The organism is Sphingopyxis sp. BSNA05 (assembly GCF_013265645.1).
Lineage (GTDB): Bacteria > Pseudomonadota > Alphaproteobacteria > Sphingomonadales > Sphingomonadaceae > Parasphingorhabdus.
Genome location: NZ_PYIA01000100.1, coordinates 1 through 870, shown reverse-complemented (window position 1 = coordinate 870; position 870 = coordinate 1). Strand labels below are relative to the sequence as shown.

At 49.3% G+C, this 870-nt stretch carries 2 protein-coding genes; both read right to left on the bottom strand.

Annotation, left to right across the window (positions count from 1 at the left end; all coding sequences use genetic code 11):
* Positions 1-407: 2Fe-2S iron-sulfur cluster-binding protein (locus C8024_RS11605; protein WP_173205310.1), on the bottom strand; the 407-nt coding region annotated here is incomplete at its 3' end.
* A 48-nt stretch (positions 408-455) separates the two neighbouring features.
* Positions 456-870, bottom strand: a 415-nt coding sequence (locus C8024_RS11600; protein ID WP_173205308.1) for a fumarylacetoacetate hydrolase family protein, incomplete at its 5' end; no start/stop codon positions are given.

Genomic DNA, 870 nt, shown 5'->3' with positions numbered 1-870 from the left:
AAACTAACCGAGAAATGTTGCCCTGGCAGGAAATTCACCGGACGATCAAGGGTACACACTAGCCTCATAATCGAAGGGTGGATGGCTCCAACGCACTCCACCTTAGCTCGCAACTTAAGGTGAGCCGGTGTCTGTACCGGTCGCTCTTGTGGCAAATGAACCGCGATATTTTCCTTCACTTGAATCTGACATGCAAGGCGCTTTGCCGAAGCTGGCCTGGAGATTGCGGACCCAGTCAAGAAAGAACGGCCATCATCGAACGCCACTTGTTCTAAGGCGCACATATTGCAATTGCCATTGCGACAGCTATAAGAAATCGGGACATCATGTTTAATCAAGGCGTCAAGAAGGTTGCTATCTAGCGCACAATCAATAAGCGTTCCAGAGGGCTCCAAGCGCACGATCATCGCAGGCTACTACTGACATCATTTAATATGTATATGGCAATATCAATCTTACACATAACTGGACGCTACCTGCACTTGCATCGAACCAATTCGATCAAACGAACAATCCATAATATCGCCTGGTTGGAGCGGGCCAACACCTTCAGGTGTACCGGTAAAGATGATATCGCCCGCATATAGAGTATACATGGAAGAGGCGTATTCAATAAGCTTCGGCACATCGTAGATAAGCTGTGCGGTGTTAGCTGACTGACGCAACTCACCGTTCACCTGGAGTTCAAAATCAAGATCGGAGGGGTCGTCCAATTCGTCCGCGGTTACAATCCATGGTCCGCAAACAGCAAAGGTATCGGCAGATTTGCGAAAACTCTGAAGCTCCGGACCGCGGACCGTAATATCAAGTCCGATTGCATAACCGGCTACCACACCCAGCGCATCGTCGCGGGCAATCTGATGGCATTTT